The following is a 17,697-nucleotide window of genomic DNA, read 5'->3' as shown; positions in this document are numbered from 1 at the left end:
CTAAACCCTCTCTATTCTTTCCAGACCAAAAAAACCGTAAGGTCTGACCAGCATCACCAGTATCAATACGATAAATGTAGCCGGCACCCCCGCCGCATTGCCCAAATACCCGGAGACAATACTCTCAATCAGCCCGATCAGTAAGCCACCCAGAATGGCACCCTCGGGAGATTCCAGACCGCCGATGAATGCCGCGGGTATGGCTAATAATCCTATGTGGCTCAGACCAAGTTGGAATCCAAGAGTGCTTCCCATGAGGATTCCCCCAATAGTTGCAGCGATCCCCGCGATGCCCCAGGAAAGGCTGAAAATCCTTCTTACGCTAATACCCATGCTCTGCATTATCTGGTGGCCTTCGGCAACCCCTCTCATGGCCAGGCCCAGTCCTGTGTAGCGGAAAAAGATTATAAGGGCCAACATCGCTCCCAAGGCAAGGGCGAAGGCAAACAAGTTCTCTGTGGTAAAAACAATGTTGCTTATTTTCAAAGACCCTCTGGAAAACACCGTTATTTGCTGCAAAGGGTAGGTTCCCCACACCAATGATACTAATCCCTCTAAGACAAGGGACAGGAAAATGGTGACGGTAATCATGGATATCAATGGTTGCCCAATTAGTGGGCGCAATGTGAGCCGCTCTATGATGACGCCCATCAGGAACCCTGAAGGCAGGGCGAGCAGTAAGGAAGAGAGGAGATCGAGTTTCAACGAACCTTTGAAAAACCAGAAAATATAGGCTCCCAGCAGTAGCATGTAGCCCTGGGAAAAATTGAGCACCGATGAAGACTTGTACACAAGCACAAAACCGATGGCCACGAGGCCGTAAATAGCCCCGTTCATCAACCCCGCCATGACTATCTTGCCAAAGAACTCCATCTGACCGCCTCTCCGAAGAAATAAGTTGCTAAGTGTCCTCTGTTAACCGGTTTCGTGTGACCGCTGCAAAAAGAAAGCGAATATTTCCTTTATCTACAGCCATCTCTTTCTTCTTTTGTAGTGCTTCACTTCACGGTAACTCTTCTTTTCTCCAAGTTTGCTGAGCCCCAGATAGAATTCTTTGATATCCTCATTCTCGGCCAACTTCGAAGATGGGCCGTCCAGAACGACCCTACCGTTCTCCATGACATAAGAGAATTCGCTGACAGCAAGGGCAGCTCTCGCATTCTGCTCAACAATAAGGATGCTATTCTTCTCTTCAGCATTGAAGCGCTTTATCATTGAGTAAATCTCGTCCACGATCAATGGAGCAAGCCCCATGGAGGGTTCATCGAGTAACATGATCTTTGGATGGGCCATCATAGCGCGGCCCATTGCCAGCATCTGCTGTTCCCCTCCGGACAAATACCCGCTGGTGGAATGACGGAGTCGCGTCAATTTGGGAAAGTAATCATAGACCATGTCCAGATCTTGCTTAATATTGTTATTCTTCAGGATATATCCCCCCAGCCGAAGATTTTCCTCAACTGTGAGGTGCGCCAGGACCTGCCGACCCTCCATGACCTGAGTGACACCTATTCTAGCTATTTCCTCGGGCCCCAGCTTATCTATTCTGTACCCGTCATACTCGATAGTTCCGGCGGTGACTTCTCCAAGCTCTGTGTGGAGCAATCCTGAAACAGCTTTGAGGGTGGTAGTTTTGCCGGCCCCGTTGCTCCCCAAAAGAGAAACAATAGTTCCATCCCCGATCTCCAGGGAGACCCCTCGTAACACCAGAATTACGCCGGCATACTTAACCTCAACGTTGTTCAACTTCAGCACTTTGCCCTCCTCGAATTACACCGGACAACAAGGGGTCAGCCTAACCGCGATGAGGCTGGATTGACTTTTGTTTAAGCCTGCAATGTGTATCAACTCGCGCTTCCCGTCCCTTCGTAGACCGATCGTATTTTGAGCTTGGTTTCCACTATGCCTTTTCTACCGTCCCTATATTTGACTTCCGTTACCACGGGAACTTCCGCTTTATCGTCGTAAACAGCATCGATTAGATCTCGATAGCGGTCCTGCAGGAATGATCTCCTCAATTTTCTCGTTCTGGTGAGTTCTCCCTCATCAGCGTCGAACTCCTTGTGAAGCAAGGCGAACTTCCTTACTTTCGATTCCTCCGGAAGGGTTTTGTTAACCCTTTGCAGATCCTTTCGGACGAGCTTGCTTACCTCCTCCTTCTGAGACAGGTCCACGAAGGTTGTATAAGTAATCTGGTTGGCTTCGGCCCACTTCCCGATGCTCTCAAAGTCTATATTTATTATTACGGACAGATAACTCCTGCTCTTGCCGCCAATGACCATAACGTCTTGAATGAATCTGCTGAATTTTAGCTTACCTTCAATGTAAGCCGGAGCATATCTATGACCGGTACTCAGTTCGTCCAGGTTATCAATTCTGTCCAGGTAAAAAAGATGTTTCCTGTCATTTATGTGCCCCGAATCCCCTGTGTGAAACCAACCATCCCTGATTGCTTGATCGGTTTTCTCAGGGTTTTTGTAGTAACCCGAGAAGATGCTCTTGCCGCCAACCAGGATTTCCTGCTCTTCGGATATCTTTATTTCGACGCCGGTGCATATTTTCCCTACGCTATCGTTGTCAACATCGTTTTCAGGGTGCATGCTCACCACGCCTGCCTCTGTGCTGCCGTAGATCTGCGTAAGATTAATGCCCAGGGCCTGGAAGAATTTGAAGAAATCCGGACTCAGAAAAGCACTTCCTGTTACGGGATATTTGGTTTTGGCGAACCCGAGTTTGTCCCTGAGCGGCGCAAAGACCAGTAAATCGCCCAGCCCATAAAGTAATTGCCAGGCCGGACTTATCTTCTTTTTCGATGAACGCAGATTCGCGATTTTGTAACCTACTGGTAGAAATAGATTGTAACAAAACCTTTTCAAAGCCCCGGCATCGTTTACCCGTATTTGCGTCATGGAAGAAAGGCTTTCCCACTGGCGCGGGGTAAACAATATAAACCGAGGAGATATTTCCCTATAATCATGCATCAAGGTTTCCGGTTCCTCCGGAAAATTTATTATCACTCCCCGGATGTAATTAAATCCCGAGAACCATGAATGAAACACGGAAGCGGATGCCAATGTTGTAATGAGATCTTCACCCTGATCGAGTGGAGCAAAGTCTTGCATTCTCCTGGCCGAAGCTATTATGGCATTGTGTGTTATCATGGCGCCCTTGGGCAGGCTGGTGGTGCCTGAGGTATAGGATATTTGGGCAATATCCGTCCCCTTACCCCCGGTAATCAATTCCTCGAAAAGTGCAGGGTGTGTTTCTGCGAGCCTACTTCCGGCTTTTTTCAGGTCATCATAACTTAGCAAGATGGGATCATTATATTTTCTCATGCCTTTCCGATCCCAATATACTAATTTTTGCACCCCAGGAATTTCATCTTTTATTTCCAGTATCTTATCAACTTGCTCCTGATCCTCTGCTATTATAAACTTGGCATCAGAGTGTTGAATAACATAAGCGACTTCAGATGGGATGGAGTCGCTCCACATGGCCACCACTACCCCTCCGGCAGCCTGTATAGCTGCTTCGGCCCAAAAACCTTCAGGCTCGTCATCCCCTATAAGGGCAACCTTGTCTCCAGGCTTCAAGCCCAGCTCCACCAACCCGAAGCACAGATGTTTTACATGTTCATAACAGTCATTCCACGTATAATTTTGCCAAATGCCCATATCTTTTCTACGCAGGGCCACTCGATCTCCCCACTGTTTCTTATTCCGCATCAGGAACTTGGGATAAGTGTCTTCTTCCGACAATGTACCGCCTCCTCTCGACACCTTTCACACCGGCATACCATCGGAGCCGTGCAACCGGCCTTACCTAATGGCATGCACCTTGGTATCATTTCTCGCCCAGATAGGCCTTAATGACTCTATCGTCCCGCTTTATCTCGTCCGGAAGCCCTTCAGCGATCTTCACTCCGAAATCAAACACGATAATTTTGTCGGATATGTCCATCACTATATCCATATCGTGCTCGACCATAAGAATGGTGGTGCCCTTCTCTTCGTTAATGTCCAGGACGAATCTCACCATATCTTCTTTCTCTTCCAGGTTCATTCCCGCTGTCGGTTCATCCAAAAGGATTATATCGGGCTGTAAGGCCAGTGCCCTGCCCAGCTCCACCCTTTTGCGTTGTCCGTAAGGAAGGATCCCCACCTCTTGTTTCCTAATGGCTTCCATTTCAAGAAAGTCTATAATATCCTCAACTATCTTTCTTTCCTGGATTTCCTCTTGCTGAGCAAAGCCAAAATATAAGCAACTCGATATTAGGTTACTTTTGAGGAATATATGCCTTGCAGCGAGAATGTTGTCCAAAACCGTTAGGCCGGTAAACAGCTCGATATTCTGAAAGGTCCTTGCAATCCCAAGCGCACAGACTTTATGGGCAGGAAGGCCGGTAATTTGCCTCTCTTTAAAATATATATTTCCCTGTGAGGGGCGGTAAAAACCTGTGATGGTATTGATGATGCAAGTCTTGCCTGCCCCGTTGGGGCCTATGATGCTGACTATTTCCCCTTTTTTTACTTCCAAGGAAATATCCGTAAGAGCCCAAACTCCGCCGAATTTCAGGCTAATGCTTTCGCACCTGAGAAGCGGACCGTCACCATTCCCCTTTGTCGCCATAGCCGTCCCTCGTTCTTTTATCCCTGCTAAGGAAGGTGCAAGGCCCCACCGCTTAGCATCATGGCAGCTTCTCCCATCCCCTCGGAGAGGGTAGGATGAGGATGAATCATATGGGCCAGTTCCTCCACCGTAACTTCCAGCTCCAGGGCGAGCACCGCCTCCGCGATCAGTTCTGTGGCGTGTGGTCCAATAATGTGAACTCCCAAAACTTCCCCATGTTTTTTGTCGGCAACGATCTTAATCATCCCTTCCGTTTCTTCCATCAGCGAAGCCTTGCCGATAGCGTGGAAGGGGAATCGCCCGACTTGTACCGAGCCTCTCTCTTCAATCGCATTCCTTTCAGTCAACCCTACAGATGCAACCTCAGGAGCGGTGTAAATACAGCGAGGAACAGCGCGATAGGAAAGGGGGGACTGATTTCCCAATGCATTGCGAGCTGCACATTCTCCTTCGGCCATTGCCACGTGCGCCAGCATGATGCCCCCGGTCACGTCTCCCACGGCATAAATATGGGGGATATTCGTCTCCATTTTATCGTTTACGACAATCCGCCCCCGCTCGGTTTTCAAGCCGATTTTCTCAACGTTCGTCCCCGCGTAGTGGGGCCTTCGTCCCACGGATTGAGCAACTTCCGACGCCATAATTTCCTGCCGACCGTCCGGTCCCGAAAGAGTCACTTTTTTGTTTTTTCCGGCCTTCTCAATCTTCTCACCGGTGGTCCGGGTTAAGATGCCAATTCCCTCTTTTCGCAGTGCAGCTTCCAGCGCCGAGCTGATTTCCTCATCCTCTGTCGGGACGATACGATTCAACATTTCCACAATTGTGACTTTGACTCCCATCCTGCTATAGAATTGGCCGAGTTCAACCCCGATGTAGCCTCCTCCGACAATCAGGAGACTGTTGGGAAGGGACTTCATATTTAGGAGATCATCGCTTGTCAAAAGTGGAATGTTGTCGCTGCCGCGTAGTGAAAGTTGAGCAGGCACAGAGCCGGTAGCCAAAATGAATTTGTCTCCGTTGACGACTTCCCCGGTTTCCAGAATCTTCATGCTGTTGGTATCTGTAAAAGCCGCTGTTCCGTTCAATACCTTTACTTTTTTGTTCTTCAAAAGGCTCGCCACACCTGCCGTCAGTCTGTTGACCACCGCATTTTTCCGAGCCAGCAGTGCACCGAAATCAATCTTTAGCTTCTCCGTGGTTAGACCGAATAGCGAAGCCTTTTTCACTTCTTCGTAAATTGATGTGGAGTGCAGAAGCACTTTGGTAGGAATACATCCCTTGTTAAGACATACGCCGCCTATCTTCTCCTTTTCGATAAGGGTGACGTCAGCTCCCATCCTCGATGCCCGAAGGGCCGCAGGATACCCTCCAACACCGCCTCCAACAACAATCACTCGCTCGCTTTTCATACAGGATCCTTTATGCAAGAATCAGGATTGGATCTTCCATCAATTCTTTCAGGGTCTTCATAAACTCGGCGGCTTTTGCACCGTCGATCACCCGATGATCGTAGCTTAGTGTCAATTTCATTATGGGGCGAATCAGGACCTCTTTGTTGACAACCACAGGCTTGTCCAAAATGGCACCGACTGCGAGAATAGCGCTTTCAGGTTGGTTAATATTGGCTGTAAACTCCTCGACGCCGAACATTCCCAAGGAGGATAGCGTGAAGGTACTGCCTTTCATTTCGTCAGGCGTCAGCTTCCCGGTTCTCCCGTTTTCCACCAATTTGGCCCTGGCCTTAGCAGTGTCGGAAAGGGACTTCTTCCCGATATCCCAGATCACCGGAACAATGAGGCCTTCTTCAAGTGCCATTGCCATTCCCATATGAATGGTGTCGAACCAGATTATGCCGTCCGGCGTCCATCTGGTGTTCATAATGGGATGAAGCGCAATGGCCGAGGCGGTAATCTTCATAAGGATATCGGTAATTGTGAGACGAACCTTCGCGATCCTTTCCGCGACCGGAGCAAGCTTTTCCCTCGATTCCAGTATTTTTGCGGCATCAACCGAAACGGTCATATATGTCTGGGCCGTCTCGATTTTGCTTGCCAGCATCTTTTGGGCAATGATCCTTCTCATCCCGGACAGTTTCTCTAACTTGCCGTCGCCCGCCTGAGGCGAAAACCGCTCTGAAGAGCCGATAGCGACATTTTCGGCACTGCCTGTTTTACCCTCGACAGACAAATCGACATCCTTGATCTTGATTCGTCCTCCAACACCGGAGCCGGACAGGCTTTCCAAATCCAGCCCACGCTCCTTGGCAAGCCTCTTAGCCATTGGAGTCGCTCTAATTTTGCCTCTTCTATCCGTTCGGACCTCCGGGGCCGGTTTCTTGGTGTCCTCGGAGATTGGCTTCGCTTTCCCGGTGGTCACATCGACAGCTTCTCCTTTTTCCTTAACAAGCAACCCGACAACCGCTCCGACCGGAACGGTCTCATCTATCTGGGCCAGTATTTGGGCAAGAAATCCCGATTCCGGGGCCTCCACATCAAAGGTCACCTTTTCGGTTTCAAACACGTAGATGATCTCTCCTTTTTCAACCCATTCACCTTCTTTTTTCTTCCATTCAAGGATCTTGCCTTCCGTCATGGTGAGGCCGATCTTGGGCATCAGTACTTGAATTGCCATAATTACCTTCCTTCAAGCCTAACGATCTTTCAGCAAACAGTGCCGGGTGTGTTTTTGTCGAAAGCTGCCGTATTCTCGCATTGCTATCTTTATAGTGATTCTCGAAAACGATTTTCGATTGCGTATTCGCGTCATTCCGGCGAACTACCATTGCCCCGCAACGCCTCGGCAAACCTGAAACCCGACACGCGCCGATGCACCCCGCGGGGTATTTTCAGGTAAAAGCCGGAATCCAGAAGGGGCTGGGTCCCGGCTTTCGCCGGGACGACGGGAAGGTGTCATTGGGAAAGAATTTCAGAGAAATGTTGTAGTAAAGAATCTGCTCCTAGCCGCGCGGAAGATTGAAGCGAATCCCTCAATGGGGAGATCTATCATTTGAGGAAATATATTCAATTCTTGGGCAATCATCTCGATCCATGCAGTTTGACAAGGCATCTCGGGGGATGATGTCAAATTGCTTCCGATCAGAGACGACAACGAGAGCCACTGAGGGATCCGCCTCAATATTCCATCACTTTTTTCACGGCTGTGACCACATCTTGCGAATTCGGGAGATAAAAACTCTCTAAATTAAACGGGACCGGGACAAAAGGGGCGCCCACCCTCAAAACCGGCGCATCCAAATAGTCGAGCATTTCCTCGCCGACCAAAGCAGCGATTTCGGCTCCAATGCCAAATGCCTTGACTGCTTCGTGTGCGACCACCAATTTCGAGGTCTTTTCGACCGAATCAAAAATTGTTTCTTTATCCAGAGGACTAATCGTCCTTAAATCGATGACCTCTATGTCGATTCCATCTTTTGACAAAGCCTTTGCCGCGTCCAACGCCTGATGTACCATGCGGGACGCGGAGACGACCGTCACGTCTTTGCCCGCTTTCTTCACATCCGCCTTGCCTATCGGAACAAGATACTCTTCGTCGGGAACCTCTCCCTTCGATCCATAAAGCGCTTTATTTTCGAGGACGAGCACGGGATCATCGTCTCGAATCGCAGATTTGAGGAGGCCTTTCGCATCATACGGGGTCGCGGGCATAACCACCTTCATGCCGGGAACGTGAGCAAACCAGCTCTCCAAACATTGGGAATGCTGAGGCCCTGCATTAAGGCCGCCTCCGCCCGGGGCTCGGATAACCATCGGAAGTTTATACATGCCTCCGAACATATATCGGGTCTTAGCCATTTGGTTGACGATCTGATCCATGCAGACCGTTAGGAAATCTGCAAACATGATCTCGACAACCGGCCTGAGGCCCTGGGCTGCGGCGCCGATGGCAAGTCCTACAATGGCCGATTCGCTGATCGGCGTATCCCTGATCCGCCTTTCCCCATATTTTTCCAAGAGCCCCTTGGTAGCGCTGAACGCTCCTCCAGGGCCTCCAACATCCTCGCCAATGATGAATACGTTCTCATCTCTGGCCATTTCTTCATTCAAGGCTTCTGCAATTGCTCTGATATATCGTGTTTCACTCATGGCATGCTCTCCGGTTTGGCGATTAGGCATATACGTCGGTAAAGAGTTCTTCGGGGCCCGCAATCGGGCTGCTCTCCGCAAAGTCGATGGCTCCTTGAATTTCCGATTTGATCTTTGCTTCCAAGGTATCGACGTGTGCCTGGTCGATAAATTTGGATTTGAGCAAGAACTCCTCAAACTTCACAATTGGATCAAACTCTCGAGTGCTTTCAACTTCCGTTGGGGACCGATATTTCTGAGGGTCTCCCGCGTAGTGGCCGAACCAACGGTGGGTCTTGCACTCCAGTAGCGTAGGACCTTCGCCCTTCCGGGCCTTGGACACCGCTTTTTCCGCTTCTTCACGGACTTTAATTACGTCGTCTCCGTCAACGGTTACCCCGGCCATTCCATAGGATTCCGCCCGTTTACTGATGTTTTCCAGCTTCATATAGACCTTTTGAGGGGTAAATTGGGCCCACCCGTTGTTTTCACAACAAAAGATAACCGGAAGGTTCCACAGAGCGGCCAAGTTCAAGGATTCGTGAAAAGTCCCTTGATTAGAAGCTCCATCACCAAAGAAGCAGACGGTAACCGCATTCTCGTCCCTGTACTGGGATGCAAACGCGGTCCCGAGAGAGATCGGAAGGCCTGCACCTACGATCCCATTCGAACCTGCAACGCCCGCTTCCTTGGAAGCCACGTGCATGGAACCGGCCTTCCCTTTACAGAAGCCGTCCTTTCGGCCGTAGATTTCCGCCATGAAACGGTTTAGCTCAATCCCTTTGGCCAAAGCCTGCCCATGACCTCTGTGCGTGGTAAAAATGAAGTCATCCGGTTTCAAACAAGAACAAACTCCCGCGGCCACAGCCTCCTGCCCAATGCCTACATGTATGAACCCGGGTATCTTTCCCTGCGCGAACACGTCGAGGAGACATTCCTCGACCCGTCTGACCTTCAGCATCAGGTAAAGAAGCTCTAAGAGTGTTTCTTTGTCGGCCATACTTGAATCTCCTATGCACAAAAGTTATTCTACAAATGAAAACAGTATTGAGAGGCCACAAAATCCTTAGCGATGTCCGTGGCAGGGTGACTAAAGCCTTGAAAGATCATGTGTGGAGGAGGGCTATTAATGAACCACAAACCGAAACAAAGGACAGTAGCGGTTGACTGGAGATGCCTGCAAAATTTGGTAACCAGTTGAAGGCTGTTTGTGGGGTTCCTGTCACCAGGGTTATTATGGCAAACACTTCGTGCCCTAACCGATTGACCATCATATTGATATAATGGCCTAATTGGCTCATAGATGTCCGGGTAGTTTGAGGTTAACTCGGCAAATCTCAGCTGACAAAAACAACGTCAAAACTGTTACTGTCGCTTCGTTCCCAGTGGACTCCGGTAGCGAATCCAGCGCGACCGGAGTTTCATGGTCCGGCCGGTGGAATGCCGCTGGAGCCCGGCAAGTAATCCTAGTGGATTACGACAGGCCAATACCCGGTTCCACGAAAGGAGCGAGCAGTTAGTTCAGCGCCTTCGGATACCAGGTGAGCACGACGGTCTCGGTCGAGGCGTGCAGGCCAAAAGGGCAGGCTGGTGCATGCCTCGTCTGTAAATCATCCGTTGAGTTGCGCCGGGATATCTTCTTTCCAGTGCTCCGTGTAGAGCGATTTTTCTCTCAAGAAAACTGCAAGCAAGGGTTATTGCTTTGCAGAACTCCCCTGGGCATCTGATGATTCCTGTTTGTAGGAACCTATTCCGTTCATGAAGAGGTCGTAGCAGATCTGAGATAGCTCTTTGAGTGTGACAGGTCCTTCAGAGTCGTACCAGTACATGATTGAGTTGCACATCCCGAATAAGGAGAAGGTAACGGCTTTTAACTTATCCTTCGAAACACTCCCATTCAGAAAATCTGAAAGGACATCAGTCAAGACTTGGGCGTATTTTTTTTCTTTTGCGGCAATGGCTCTGAAATATTGTGCAGGCAGGTTGCGCGAATCAATGAGGAGCGCTTTGGCCTCGGGAACCTTTGTATTGTAAAGATTCAGATGCCGGAAAATAATGTGTCGGATCTTTGAAGAATTGTCGGAAATCTCTTTCAAGTCTTCCTCCAACCCCCCTGCAAGGAGATCCATATAGTTGTCTAAAACGAAGTAAAGGATTTCGTGCTTACTCGAGAAATAGTGGTAAATACCTCCCTTGCTCAAATTCGCGGCAAGGGAAATATCTTTCAGACTTGTTTCCAAGTATCCCTTTTCATCGAATAGCGTTGCAGCCGCTCTTCCGATAAGACATTTCTTATCGAATTCTTTGTCGGTAGATTTCTTGACTCTTTTTTCCATTGGGGCTGCCTTGAGGGGGTTTTTGAAAAAGAAACCGGCCAGCCGGTCTTTTTTTATTCTCGCCGACAAGCGGACCCCTTGTCAAGAAAAAAATGCGAGAAGGTGTACCCGTGCCTTACGAAGGGCAATGCCATCCGTGCCCCTTCAGAGCCAGGGATTCCGCCTTCCCCCACGTACGTCATCAGAGAGTGTGATGTGAGGCCCCGTGTTTGCCCTGCTACATAGAAGGGTTTTGCAGACACAGCCCTCAATTATCGTTTACATTGGTTGGCGGATGGACATATGCTCGGGACGAAACCGACCTGCCTTACCGAGACGATAATCCGGAAGACTGAGGACTGACCACGAGCCGCTTTGGAGTCTGGGAAGTCGTCCTCGATTTCGTTCCTTTGGGCGGCTGGTCAGGGGTGCTGCCGATGCGTCGCGGGGTGGTCGGAGGGGGATTTTCGATGCACGTGGAAGATATAGGCAAAGATTGGGACTTAATAGTGATCGGGGGCGGGATCACCGGAGCGGGCGTTCTATGGGAGGCAACACGGCTGGGCCTGAAAACCCTGCTTGTCGAGCAGAACGATTTTGCTTGGGGCACATCGAGTCGATCTGCCAAGTTGGTTCACGGCGGTCTGCGATACCTCAAGGACGGACGGGTCTGGTTGACCTGGGAATCGGTAAAGGATCGTGAACGCCTGCTCAGGGAGGCCCCGGGTCTGGTCGAGCCGCTCGAATTCCTGATGCCCCTGTACCAAGGCGCGGGGCCAGGAAAGATGGCCCTGAAAGCGGCCCTTGTGATGTACGACTTGATGGCGGGCAAAATACGGCACGGATTCTTGTCAGCCGGAGAGATCGCCTCGTCGCTGCGGCATATCAAGCAGGACGGCCTGCGAGGCGGATTCCGTTTCATGGACGCGCAGGTAGACGATGCCAGGCTGGTGTTGCGGATCATACGCGAATCTGTGAGATCGGGCGCGTGCGTCATGAACTATACATCTGTAGTGGAATTGACGCGCGATGGCCGTGGCCGTGTTGTTGGGGTCACCTTGGAAGACACGGAGACACACCGTACTCGGGAGGTCTCTGCCCGAGCCGTGGTCAATGCTACGGGCGCGTGGGCCGAGCGATTGCACCGCTCTCCCGAACCGGGGAAGCATCTCCGGCCTTTGCGGGGAAGCCACCTTGTCTTTCCCGTCTCTGCCCTGCCTGTTGATCGCGCCATTGGGCTGATGCATCCCGCGGACCGGCGGCCGGTATATGTTCTACCCTGGGAAGGAGCGGTTCTATTCGGAACCACGGACTTAGATCACGGGGAGGACCTGTCTCTGGAGCCTTCCATCACCATTGACGAAGCTTCGTATCTTATGGAGGGACTGCGGGCCTTTTTCCCGTCTCTCAAGATCTCCGCCGCGGAATGCCTGTCTACTTTTGCCGGGATAAGGCCGGTGCTCAGTGAGGGCAAGCTCGCCGCGTCCAAGGAATCGCGCGAGCACGTAGTTTGGGTGGACAAGGGGTTGGTGACGGTAACAGGCGGAAAGCTTACTACCTTTTACCGTCTGGCCGGCGATGCGCTTGCTGCTGCAAGGCCTTTCCTGAAAGGCGTCACAGGCCGTGCACAGAGCAGACCGCTTTTTACGAGCCCCACTGAACTGCCCGCCGCGGCTGGACCGCTCCCTGATGCCGTCAGGGTCCGGCTGATTGGGAGATATGGAATGGACGCGCCGGATTTGCTGGAAATGGCGAAACCCGAAGACCTGTCCGTTATTCCCCACTCCCATACCGTGTGGGCTGAACTGCCCTTCGCAGCGAGATTCGAGCAGGTGCGTCATCTTTCCGACCTGCTGCTCAGGCGTGTGCGCATCGGCCTCTTAACACCGCGGGGCGGCTGGGAGTTTATGGAACGAATCAGGGCTCTTTGTGGACCGTGGCTCCCGTGGGACACGAACCGCTGGGACGACGAGATAAGTAAGTACCAGCGGCACTGGAAGCAGGCTTATGGAGTACCGGCCGAAAAAGATGGGCCGAATGGTTCCACTGAGATAGCAGATCACCGGGATTAGTGTCATTACATCTGATAACCTGGCCAACGGAGTTTTACTGTAGGGGCGACATCCCGCGTCGTCGCGGGATCGCCCTCGGGCGAGGCGTGCCTCGCCCCTACGTTCCGGCCCAGTAACGCATTGTCCCGCTGAACGTTTACGCTTCGAGAGACTCACGCGTAGGTTGCGCGCGAGAATCGTTTGCTGTGCGTGAGCCGGATTCGAGGCATCGCCAAAGAGAGGAAGGGCAGGAATTATGGCCGACGTTATACTTGCCATTGATTGCGGGACCCAGAGTTTGCGGGCCTTGCTCTTCACTGCTAAGGGGGACCTTCTGGACAGGGCCGGGGTCGAGTACGAGCCGCATTTCAGGACCAAACCCGGGTGGGCCGAACAAGATCCCAATCTGTTCTGGCGCAGCCTCTGTGAGACGTGCCAAACCTTGAAGTCGCGAGCGCCCGGCCTCTTCGAACGTATTGGCGGGGTCGGGATCACGACCCAGAGGGACAGCATGGTAAACGTGGATGAAAAGGGCGTCCCTTTGCGTCCCGTGATCACCTGGCTTGATCAACGTAAGGCCGGCAGCGTTTATCATCCGTGGGCGCCCATGAGATTGGCTTACCGGGCCGTACGAATGGCTGAGGCGATCGGCAAGCTTCAGGCTGATGGAAAGTGCAACTGGATCAGACAAAACGAGCCGGAAATATGGGACAGAACACACAAATATCTTCAAGTTTCAGGCTTCTTGAACTTCAAGTTGACCGGCGAATTCAAAGACTCCGTTGCCTCTCAAATCGGCCATATTCCTTTCAACTACAAGAAGTTCCGATGGGCCTCGAAATGGGAACTCGCCAGCAAACTCTTTCCCGTGGAGCGTACCAAGCTGCCTGAGGTTGTGGCGCCCGGAGACCGGATCGGCCTGGTCTGTCCGGAGGCTGCCAGAGAAACCGGCATCCCCGAGGGGATACCCGTGATTGCCTGCGGGTCGGACAAGGGTTGCGAAACCATCGGCATGGGTGTTGTAAACGAAGAATCCGCCAGCTTGAGCTTCGGCACCACAGCTACGGTGCAAACCACGACCAAGAAGTATTTTGAGCCCATTCGCTTCATGCCTCCTTACCCTGCTCTCATTGCAGGCCACTACAACCCGGAAGTGGAAATCTTCAGGGGTTACTGGATGATCACCTGGTTCAAGAACGAGTTCGCGCATAAAGAGGTGCTGGAAGCACACGATCGCGGTGTGGCACCGGAACAGGTGCTTGACGACCTCCTCCGGCAGGTCCCGGCAGGCTCTGCAGGGCTGCTCGTGCAACCCTATTGGGGCCCGGGCCTGAAACACTCGGAGGCAAAAGGGGCCATGATCGGCTTCGGTGATGTCCACAGGAAACCGCATGTGTACCGAGCGGTCATCGAAGGGCTCGGGTACGCTCTGCTGGAAGGTCTGCATCAGATGGAACGAGCCGGCAAGTTCACCGCGGAAAGGGTCACGGTTTCAGGCGGCGCTTCGCAGAGTAATGAAATATGCAGTATAACCGCGGACATCTTTGATCTGCCGCTGTTGCGGGGTGCAACCCATGAGACCGCGGGCTTGGGGGCCGCGATTACGACTAGCGTGGGGCTCGGCATTCATCCGTCCTTTGACGCGGCAATTCGGGGAATGGTGAAATACGAAAAGACCTTCGAACCGAACCCTCAGAACGCGGCAATCTACCGCGAACTGTATCACCGTGTGTACAGGAAGATGTACCAGTCGCTCCAACCTCTATATGAACAGATTCGCGAAATCACCGGGTACCCTGAGAAAATCGCAGAAACCAAGAGAGGAGCATAGATGAAGCACGAGGACGCTTTCTATCCCGACTGGACTGGCGAGCCTCCAAAAGATAGAACCTATCGTTCCATATTCAAGTGGGGAGATCCTCAAGGTTTCAAGCACCCGAACGTCAGGTTGTATAGGCTCTTGAAGGAAAAGCTCAACATGACGGACGGGGACTTCACGCATAAGACGAACACAGGCGATGAAGAAGTTCGGGTCAGCCGGCCCGTGATCCTTTCCAGCTCACAAATAGAGATCTTTCGGGACCTGGTGGGCGAGGAAAATGTCGATCAAGATGATTTTGCACGTGCCAGGTTTGCTTTGGGCAAGACCACGGAAGAGGCAATGATGCTCAGGGAAGGGGAAGTGGGCCCCGTGGCGGACCTGGTGGTCCATCCCCGCGACAAACACGATGTCATGCGTGTGGTGGAATACTGCAACCAGCAAAGGATTCCCGTGTATGTATATGGCGGCGGTTCTTCGGTGACGCTCGGACTGCGTCCCACAAGAGGCGGGATTACTCTGGTGATGAGCACTCACATGAACCGGGTGCTCGACTTCAACGAGACCAACCAGACTATCACCGTGGAGCCGGGTATCATGGGGCCGGAGTACGAAAAGGCCCTCAACAACGCGCCGGAGCTGTTCAAGGCTCGCAGAAGATACACCGGCGGCCACTTTCCTCAATCGTTCGAATATTCGACGGTCGGCGGCTGGATCGTGACGCTCGGCTCCGGCCAGGAATCATCCTATTACGGGGATGCATGCGATCTGGTGGTCAGCCAGGAATATGTGACGCCGGTGGGCACCTTCAAGACCGCAGATTATCCCGCCGCGGCCACGGGACCTAAGGTAAACGACATCATGAAGGGGAGCGAAGGAGCTTTCGGAGTGCTGGTCGGCGCTACTATAAGATTTTTCAGGCGCTGCCCCGAAAACTATCAGAATTTCGGATTCATGTTTCCCACCTGGGACGCCGCTCTGGATGCCGCGCGGGAGATCAGCCAGGCGGAATTCGGCCTGCCCGCAATGTTCAGGGTCTCAGATCCGGAAGAGACCGAAGTGGCCTTGAAGCTGTACGGCATAGACGGTTCGATCGTGGACAGAATTATGCGTTACCGCGGCCTGGAACCTTCCAAACGGTGCTTGTGCATCGGACGCAGCGTGGGTGAAAGGGGCTTCGCGAAAAATGTGAAACGCAACGTTCGCAGAATATGCCGTGCTCGTGGGGCAATGTATTTGACGGGCTATCCGGTAAGCCGCTGGGAACATGGCAGGTATACCGATCCGTACATGCGCGAAGACCTGAATGATTACGGTGTCATTATCGACACGCTCGAGACTTCGGTTAGTTGGGACGCCATCCGCACAGTCTGGGGCGGCGTCACGGCATTTCTGAAGAGCCGGCCTCACACCATTTGCATGACGCATGCGTCTCACTTTTATCCGCAGGGAACAAATCTATATTTCATCTTCATAACAAGAACCAAGGACCTCGCGGATTACCGGAAATTCCACCGTGCCATCATCGACCGGATCGAGGAGCACGGTGGCTCCTTGAGCCATCATCATGGCGTGGGCAAAATGATGGCTCCGTGGATGGAGCGGCATATTGGATCGGTCCAGATGGAAGTCTTGCGAGCCCTCAAACGACATTTCGATCCGAACAGTATTATGAATCCCGGAGGGACGCTTGGGCTGGATCTTTAGTGTGCCGTCCCGCAAATAGATTTATACCGGTTCTCGAAAGTAATCATGGATTGAATTGGGGTGTCCCGCCAACGCGGGACTGGCTTGTCCAGCAGTGCGACTCCATTCGGAAAAAACTTTTGAGAATCACTATAGAAAAAACTGTAGGAGCCCCTTCTGCCAAACGATGCCCTCTGTATTGGGTGCCACGGACCTGGGTCCTACCAGGTCTGTGCTTCCTGCCGGTTCTATCGCCACAACAACTCAGAAGATTCCTAGCTTTACCGTGCCATCGGCTCACTTTTCAATGTGGTGTTCAATGCATGGGGCAACCTTGCTGTTTTCCAAGAAAGGCGGCACGGACCTGCCGGAGCCCAGGTCCGTGGCACCCGGGAGGCAATCCGTGAAAACCTTCGAGAACTGCTATAGACCCCCCTAAACGAACTCTTCTCGCCGTGGAATTCGGTGCGGAAGGGGCTAAGATCGGCAGTCCCAAATTGACAAAACAAGATCTTGCATGTAGGCTGAGGGTCGCTTTTTGACCGCTTTGCTCGCACAGCGAATGCATTTGGATCGTAAGGATGGACAACCGCATGGCACGAAACAATCGTAAGTACTCAGAGTCCCGCAGACACACACAAAGGCACTCGATCGAGCCGGGCACCAAGAAATTGCACAAGGACTGGCGGCTATGGCTGGTCGTGGGCTTGATGCTGGCTGCCATGTTCACCTATGTCATCACCCTGGACGATTCAATCGTACCAGCCTTCATGCGACAGTAAAACCGGATTCCAGCAAGAAAATGGGGTTCGAGTCCATCTGCTTTTCACTTGCTTACTTTTCATGATCCGTTGATCAAGGCGGAATGGAACCGCGCATCGGGGATGGACCTTCCCAAAGAAAAAAGCCATGAAAAAAGGTGGGCAAATCTACTCTTGTCCCATGTCAAGCTACCTTTCGACGTGACGAGTCTGGGCTCATCCGACAAGTGCGTACTTTGTCAGATGTAGTGCATAGATTTTGAGGACGAAGAATTCACGGTCACGGAATCCATAAGCTTGTCTTTGCAGTGTTTTGATTTTGTTGTTGGTTGCCTCCAATGGGCCTGTGGATAT

14 protein-coding genes are annotated in these 17,697 nt (G+C 51.9%); 4 read left to right on the top strand and 10 right to left on the bottom strand.

All coding sequences use genetic code 11. The annotated features are described in order from the left end of the window. The 9 genes from HY913_20920 to HY913_20880 form a co-directional block, all read right to left on the bottom strand. A complete protein-coding gene (locus HY913_20920; protein MBI4965753.1) occupies window positions 1-873 on the bottom strand; it encodes a branched-chain amino acid ABC transporter permease in 873 nt (290 codons plus the stop codon). 93 nt (window positions 874-966) lie between these two features. Then, the gene (locus HY913_20915; protein MBI4965752.1) at window positions 967-1,755 is read right to left on the bottom strand and encodes an ABC transporter ATP-binding protein; all 789 of its coding nucleotides are present in this window, start codon (window positions 1,753-1,755) and stop codon (window positions 967-969) included. 89 nt (window positions 1,756-1,844) lie between these two features. Further along, window positions 1,845-3,758, bottom strand: coding sequence for an AMP-binding protein (locus HY913_20910; protein MBI4965751.1), 1,914 nt, complete (start codon window positions 3,756-3,758; stop codon window positions 1,845-1,847). Window positions 3,759-3,843: 85 nt separating this feature from the next. Beyond that, window positions 3,844-4,629: an ABC transporter ATP-binding protein gene (locus HY913_20905; protein ID MBI4965750.1), complete on the bottom strand. Its 786-nt coding sequence runs from the start codon at window positions 4,627-4,629 to the stop codon at window positions 3,844-3,846. Window positions 4,630-4,655: 26 nt separating this feature from the next. Further along, window positions 4,656-6,038, bottom strand: a complete 1,383-nt coding sequence (gene lpdA, locus HY913_20900) for a dihydrolipoyl dehydrogenase (protein MBI4965749.1) — start codon at window positions 6,036-6,038, stop codon at window positions 4,656-4,658. 10 nt (window positions 6,039-6,048) lie between these two features. Further along, entirely contained in the window at window positions 6,049-7,260 is a 1,212-nt protein-coding gene (locus HY913_20895; GenBank protein MBI4965748.1) for a 2-oxo acid dehydrogenase subunit E2, read from the bottom strand. Window positions 7,261-7,760: 500 nt separating this feature from the next. After that, a complete protein-coding gene (locus tag HY913_20890; protein ID MBI4965747.1) occupies window positions 7,761-8,732 on the bottom strand; it encodes an alpha-ketoacid dehydrogenase subunit beta in 972 nt (323 codons plus the stop codon). Between the two features lie 22 nt (window positions 8,733-8,754). Beyond that, window positions 8,755-9,711: a thiamine pyrophosphate-dependent dehydrogenase E1 component subunit alpha gene (locus HY913_20885; GenBank protein ID MBI4965746.1), complete on the bottom strand. Its 957-nt coding sequence runs from the start codon at window positions 9,709-9,711 to the stop codon at window positions 8,755-8,757. A 694-nt stretch (window positions 9,712-10,405) separates the two neighbouring features. Further along, window positions 10,406-11,047 (bottom strand): TetR/AcrR family transcriptional regulator, encoded by a 642-nt coding sequence (locus HY913_20880; GenBank protein MBI4965745.1) that lies wholly within the window; start codon window positions 11,045-11,047, stop codon window positions 10,406-10,408. Window positions 11,048-11,463: 416 nt separating this feature from the next. Between HY913_20880 and HY913_20875 the strand changes: the two genes are divergently transcribed. The 4 genes from HY913_20875 (at window position 11,464) to HY913_20860 (ending at window position 17,364) form a co-directional block, all read left to right on the top strand. Continuing rightward, the gene (locus tag HY913_20875; protein MBI4965744.1) at window positions 11,464-13,098 is read left to right on the top strand and encodes a glycerol-3-phosphate dehydrogenase/oxidase; all 1,635 of its coding nucleotides are present in this window, start codon (window positions 11,464-11,466) and stop codon (window positions 13,096-13,098) included. 235 nt (window positions 13,099-13,333) lie between these two features. Further along, window positions 13,334-14,908 (top strand): FGGY-family carbohydrate kinase, encoded by a 1,575-nt coding sequence (locus HY913_20870; protein ID MBI4965743.1) that lies wholly within the window; start codon window positions 13,334-13,336, stop codon window positions 14,906-14,908. Then, window positions 14,909-16,603 (top strand): FAD-binding oxidoreductase, encoded by a 1,695-nt coding sequence (locus HY913_20865; protein ID MBI4965742.1) that lies wholly within the window; start codon window positions 14,909-14,911, stop codon window positions 16,601-16,603. 572 nt (window positions 16,604-17,175) lie between these two features. Then, window positions 17,176-17,364, top strand: a complete 189-nt coding sequence (locus HY913_20860) for a hypothetical protein (GenBank protein ID MBI4965741.1) — start codon at window positions 17,176-17,178, stop codon at window positions 17,362-17,364. A gap of 195 nt (window positions 17,365-17,559) precedes the next feature. Here HY913_20860 and HY913_20855 read toward each other — a convergent pair. Beyond that, window positions 17,560-17,697: transposase (locus tag HY913_20855; protein ID MBI4965740.1), on the bottom strand; the 138-nt coding region annotated here is incomplete at its 5' end.

It is taken from the genome of Desulfomonile tiedjei (assembly GCA_016212925.1).
Lineage (GTDB): Bacteria > Desulfobacterota > Desulfomonilia > Desulfomonilales > Desulfomonilaceae > JACRDF01.
Note: the sequence above shows the minus strand (reverse complement) of the source record. Positions and strands in the feature narration are given on the sequence as shown.